4 protein-coding genes are annotated in these 5,163 nt (G+C 52.7%); 1 reads left to right on the forward strand and 3 read right to left on the reverse strand.

The genetic code is table 11. The features are described from left to right. Positions 1-3,294 (forward strand): hypothetical protein (locus Q0294_RS23200; protein ID WP_299470240.1); only part of this gene is annotated, 3,294 nt, incomplete at its 5' end. Here Q0294_RS23200 and Q0294_RS23205 read toward each other — a convergent pair. The 3 genes from Q0294_RS23205 to Q0294_RS23215 all read right to left on the reverse strand — a co-directional run. After that, a complete protein-coding gene (locus Q0294_RS23205) occupies positions 3,257-3,943 on the reverse strand; it encodes a hypothetical protein (RefSeq protein ID WP_299470242.1) in 687 nt (228 codons plus the stop codon). The two genes, Q0294_RS23200 and Q0294_RS23205, sit on opposite strands and share 38 nt — an antisense overlap. After that, positions 3,936-4,766 carry a hypothetical protein gene (locus tag Q0294_RS23210; RefSeq protein ID WP_299470244.1) on the reverse strand — a complete coding sequence of 277 codons (831 nt, stop codon included), beginning with the start codon at positions 4,764-4,766 and terminating at the stop codon, positions 3,936-3,938. The genes Q0294_RS23205 and Q0294_RS23210 overlap by 8 nt, the downstream gene beginning before the upstream one ends. Positions 4,767-4,808: 42 nt before the next feature. Further along, positions 4,809-5,163, reverse strand: a 355-nt coding sequence (locus Q0294_RS23215) for a hypothetical protein (RefSeq protein WP_299470246.1), incomplete at its 5' end; no start/stop codon positions are given.

A 5,163-nucleotide genomic window follows, 5' to 3' on the forward strand; every position in this document is an offset into this window, starting at 1 on the left:
CATACGATCGACGGCAAAGGCAACCAGCAACCCTTCAGCGGCGGCGACCTGAGCAGCATCGGCGACAAACGAGACACGGAATGGTTCTATACCTGGCTCTCCGATCCGCAAAAATTAAACAAGGATCATCGCATGCCGGTGATCAAACTCGATACCACGGAGCGACGCCAGTTAGCCTACGCCCTCTCCGCATTAAAGCAAGCCAAGCTGCCCGCCGGCAAAAAGCCCACTGCTGATAAAACAATGATCGCTGACGGAAAAAAACTGATCACCCAGGCCCGCTGTGCCGCCTGCCATACGATTCCCGGCATCGAAAAGCCGACGCAGCAAATTGTTGATCTCTCTAAAACCGTTACCAACTGGGACAACTCCTGTCTGGCGGAAACACCGGATCTGGAAAAAAGCCGTCCCGCCTATCGCACCATTGATCGCGCAGCCGTCACAGCATATCTCAAATCCAGCGTTGGCGCGTCTTCCCCGGAAAACGAATTCGACCGCGGCCGCTACGTGCTGGAACAGCGCAACTGCATTTACTGCCACGAACGGGACAAACACGAAGGCATCACACAAATCGCCGGTCAAATGGCGAAATTCGATCCCACGCTCGCAGGTCAGAGCGAAGCCATGATTCCCCCGGCTCTCACAGCCGTCGGCGATAAACTCAAACACGAGGCCCTCTCTGAAGCGGTCAGCGGCGAACAGAAAACCATCCGCATGCCCTGGCTCCGCGTCCGCATGCCCCGTTTCCAGCATTCCACCGCAGACAAACAGGCGCTGCTCGATTACCTTGTCTCACACGATCTGGTCCCCGACGACGGACCGCGTCCGCCCGATTTCATGGTCGACTCGTCCGATCAGAATCGCGCCCAGCTGCTCATCGCCGGCCAGACGATTACCGGCGCTAAAGGTTTCAGTTGCATCTCCTGCCATGTACTCGGGGAATACAAGCCCCGCAACGTGGCACTGGGCACCCGTGGTTCCGACCTGCTCATGCTGGGATCGCGCATGCGAAAAGAATACTTCCTCCGCTGGGTGCATAACCCGTTGCGAATCGTACCCGGCATGGAAATGCCCGCACTGAAGAAAAGCGTCCCCAAAGTTCTGGGCGGCGATATCAACCGTCAGCTCGACGCCATCTGGCTCGGCTTGAATGATCCCCAGTTCAAAGTTCCTACGAATCCTTCCGTTGTTGAACAGTTTCTCACGGTCGCAGCCGGGGAACCGGCGCGAATCGTACGCGATGTCTTCACCAATCCCAAAGAGACCGGCGGCGGTTATGTGGCCCGCGCGTTTGCGGTCGGCTTTGACAACGGACATAACCTGCTGTTCGATCTCGATCACTTTTCCCTCGTGCAATGGACGCTCGGCGATTTAGCCCGTCAACGCACCGAAGGCAAAAGCTGGTACTGGGACATGGCGGGCACCCCCATCGTTTCCGGTTATGAACGCGGCCCCGATTTCGTATTGGTCAAATCGGGAACAGAACCGGCGGCCGTTATTTATCCGCATCAGCAGAATGGCACTTCGGGCACACTCCGCAGCTATGAATCGCACGGAAATCAGATCATCCTGAACTATGCACTCACCTTTAAAATAGACGATAAAACCACAACCGTCGCCGTGTCTGATACGTTCCAGACACTTCCCGCGAAAGCAGATCAGACGGGCTGGCAGCGTACCATCAAAGCCGGTAACCTGCCCGCAGGATACGACCTTTACATCGGACGTCCCCGCTATTCCAGCAGTTTCGGCGACCCGACCATCACCGATGTCAACCACCGGCAAGCGAAGTGGAAACACATCACCGACAACAACTCACACGAATATGTCAAAGCCAGCGGCGATTCCTCCGGCCACGCGTCGCTGACGCTGGATTATCTCTGCAATCTCAAAGCCGACGCGCTGCAGATTGTCACCAAACCCAAACCGAAACCGGCCCTCGAAACGGTCACCAGTGCCCCCGGCTTTGACGGCGTGCGTCTACCCCTCGACCGTGCCATCATGCCCACCGCAATCGCCTGGCTTGACGACGGCACCCTTGTTTTCACCTCATTAAAAGGGGACGTTTATCTCGCCAAAGATACGGACGGCGACGGCGTCGAAGATCAGCTCACGCTCTTCGAAGAAGGCCTCTCTGCCCCGTTCGGGATCATCGCCGACGGGAACGATCTGATCGTCTCGCATAAACCGGAAGTCTTACGGCTTTCCGACACCAACGGCGACGGCCGCGCCGACCGGCGTACGGTGATCGCCACCGGCTGGGGCTTGAACGACAATTATCACGACTGGGCCACCGGCTGCATCCGCGACAGTCAGGGCAATTTGTATGTCGGCCTGGGCAGCGATTATGCCCAGATGGAACGCCCCGACGATCAGATTCACTGGCGCGGAAAGATTCTCAAAATCACCTACAATGGCAACCTCGAAGTTCTGGGGCATGCGTTCCGTTATCCCACGGGGCTTGCCATCAACTCCAAAGACGAAATTTATATTTCCGATCAACAGGGGGTGCAGAACACCTTTAACGAGATCAATTTCCTGATTCCCGGCAAAGCGTATGGCGTGCCCAGTCAGTCCGATCTGCGAAACAAAGAAAACCTGGAAGAGACCCGCGCCGCCATTCAGGTCCCCCATCCCTGGACGCGCAGCGTCAACGGTCTGACCTGTTTTCCCAAACAGTTCCCGTATGCCAGCCTGTTCGATCAGGGGCTCGGCTGCGAATACAATCAGCGGTTTCTGATCCGTTTCACCACACAAAAAGTCGGCGATTCCGTGCAGGGCGCCACCTACTACTTCACCCGCGCCGACGTCCCCCCCGATGAGCATAACTTCGCGGGACCGATGTCAGTCGCCGTCAGTCCCAGGGGGGACATCTACGTCGGCAGCATTCACGATAGCGGCTGGCTCGGCGGTCAGAACACCGGCTCGATTGTCAAACTGACCCCCAACGGCAAACTGCCCAACGGCATCAAAGAACTCCGCGCGACCCCCGACGGTTTCGAGCTCGAATTCTTCGAACCGGTCGACGCGAAAAAAGCGTCCGACAAAGACGCCTACACCATCGCCGGTTACACCCGCGTCTGGAGCGGCAGCTACGCCAGCCCCGACAGCGGCCGCTATAAGGTCGAAGTGGAAGAAGCGACCGTTTCCGACGACAAAAAAACGGTGCGACTGAAAGTGAACGAACTCAAAGAAAAATTCGTCTACGAAGTCAACTGCCAACAGATTGGCACGGGAGATGAAAAACTCTTCCCGGTTACGGGACACTATTCGATGAACCGGATTCCGCAGTAATCGGAAACAGAGCAGGGATGTTAATTTTCCAGACGTTGGGTTGATCTTTTTTTGCGATATAGCCGTGAACCGCATTCTCACGGTTTTCCCGATATCCTCGAATTAGTCTCTCTTTAGTACTACTTTTCTTCTCAAACAGGTTCTTATTCTGCTCAAGGCTTTTGATCACCTGAGGTGCCATTTCAAAGGGCTGAAAAGGAGAAATAACCATCCCCACTTTCGAGTCTTGATAGTTATCTATTCCGAACCCATTACTTGATCGAACAATCGTTTCGATTTGATTGATCGAATTCAATTCACTTACCTTGGAAAGTTCATCCTTCCGAAGCAAATAGCTGGCTGGTCGAAAATATTCCCCCTGTAAAAACTCAATACTTGATTGCCAGACCAGTTCTTGAAGTTCAATATTCTTAAAATCCCCATCTGGCGTTATGGGACAGGGAGCCACCCGGTTATTTAAGACATCAACCAGAAAGACACCTTTAATTTTCGCAGGCTTCTGATTGACGCCATACTGGTACGTCCAGTACGAGTATGGCCAGGAGGGGTTCTGCTGAAAAGTTTGCACAGTTTGCAGATAGAAATTTCCGACTGAATCGTTTGGTAGTTTTAAGTGCGCATTCGGATTTTCCAAACGAAAATCACACAAAAGATAATAGCTTTCTTCTGTGGGTCGGGTTGGCCAGTCGACCTGAAATTGCGCAGGGAACTTTGCCTGGAACTGCCGCAGGGCAGACGATCGTCTCTTCATATTTTCGTCCCGGAAGAGTTGAAAACGTCTGCACACTCCACTTCTCATTCCACGGAGCCAGTAACGTCATCTGATATCTTCCCCAAGGGAGTCGACCAAATTCCAGTTTCCCCTTTACATCACTCACTGCATTTACTTTGAAGTCTTCTATTGCACCTCCGATTTTAGATAATGTCCCGGAAAAACCTACAGCAGGTTTTCCGTCTTTCTCTTCCTGGACCAACTGAAATGTAATTGAATTCAACGCCCCCGAACTGGAATCCGCCTGTGAGACCTGCTTCTGGATCATGACCTCTAATTGATTGAGAAACTGCGAGTCCAACTCTCGAGCCGCCGGCTGAGGACGATTGCCCATTGCCGCCATCTGTTCCAGCATTTTCAGATTCAGACTTTCATTCTGCTTCATCATCGACCAGGCTATGCCCACCACAGCGATACAACACACCGCCATCACGGCGGAAATACCGGTCATAATACGTTGCGACATGATTTTCTCCTTCATTGCATCCAGCCAGAGTTGGCGGGCGATTTTGATGGGATCACCGAACTGATTGATTACGCGTTGTTTTGCGGACTGCGCATCCGGATTTTTTAATAACTCTCGATTCAAGGCGCACGCAAAGTGGTCGCTGAGTTCATCAATAATATCCTGCCGCAGCGATGAGGGTTCATCGTCGCGCTCGGGCGGAAAATCGTCGATGCTGATCTCAGGCCAGGCCACTCGGTACTCCCGTTTTTTTATCGGTTTCAGAAATAGTTTATCCTAGAAGAACCCTTGACCAGCACCTCTGAATACTTCGGGTAGTTCAAGATTTTTCAAGTCAGGCAATTTGATTTTCCAGAGATTCTCCTCACTTTGAGATGCCGTAAATACAAGCTGCTTTGGTAATGCCAGTCCGGCTGCATACTGCTGCGCGTCAGTGACGTTGATGGGATCAACTTGAGTCAATAGTGTGGAAGCGTTTTGAAATGGGATTACGAGAAACGTATCGATTCCGCTCGTGCTGAATCCATTTATTGATCCCAGTAATCTTCGATATTCCAGACTGTAAGTACCTATTGTAGAACTATTTTTGTTTAATAATCGATAATTTTTCTGCTCATTCAATTCACTCAGC

The sequence above is a fragment of the uncultured Gimesia sp. genome (genome assembly GCF_937919775.1).
Classification (GTDB): Bacteria; Planctomycetota; Planctomycetia; order Planctomycetales; family Planctomycetaceae; genus Gimesia.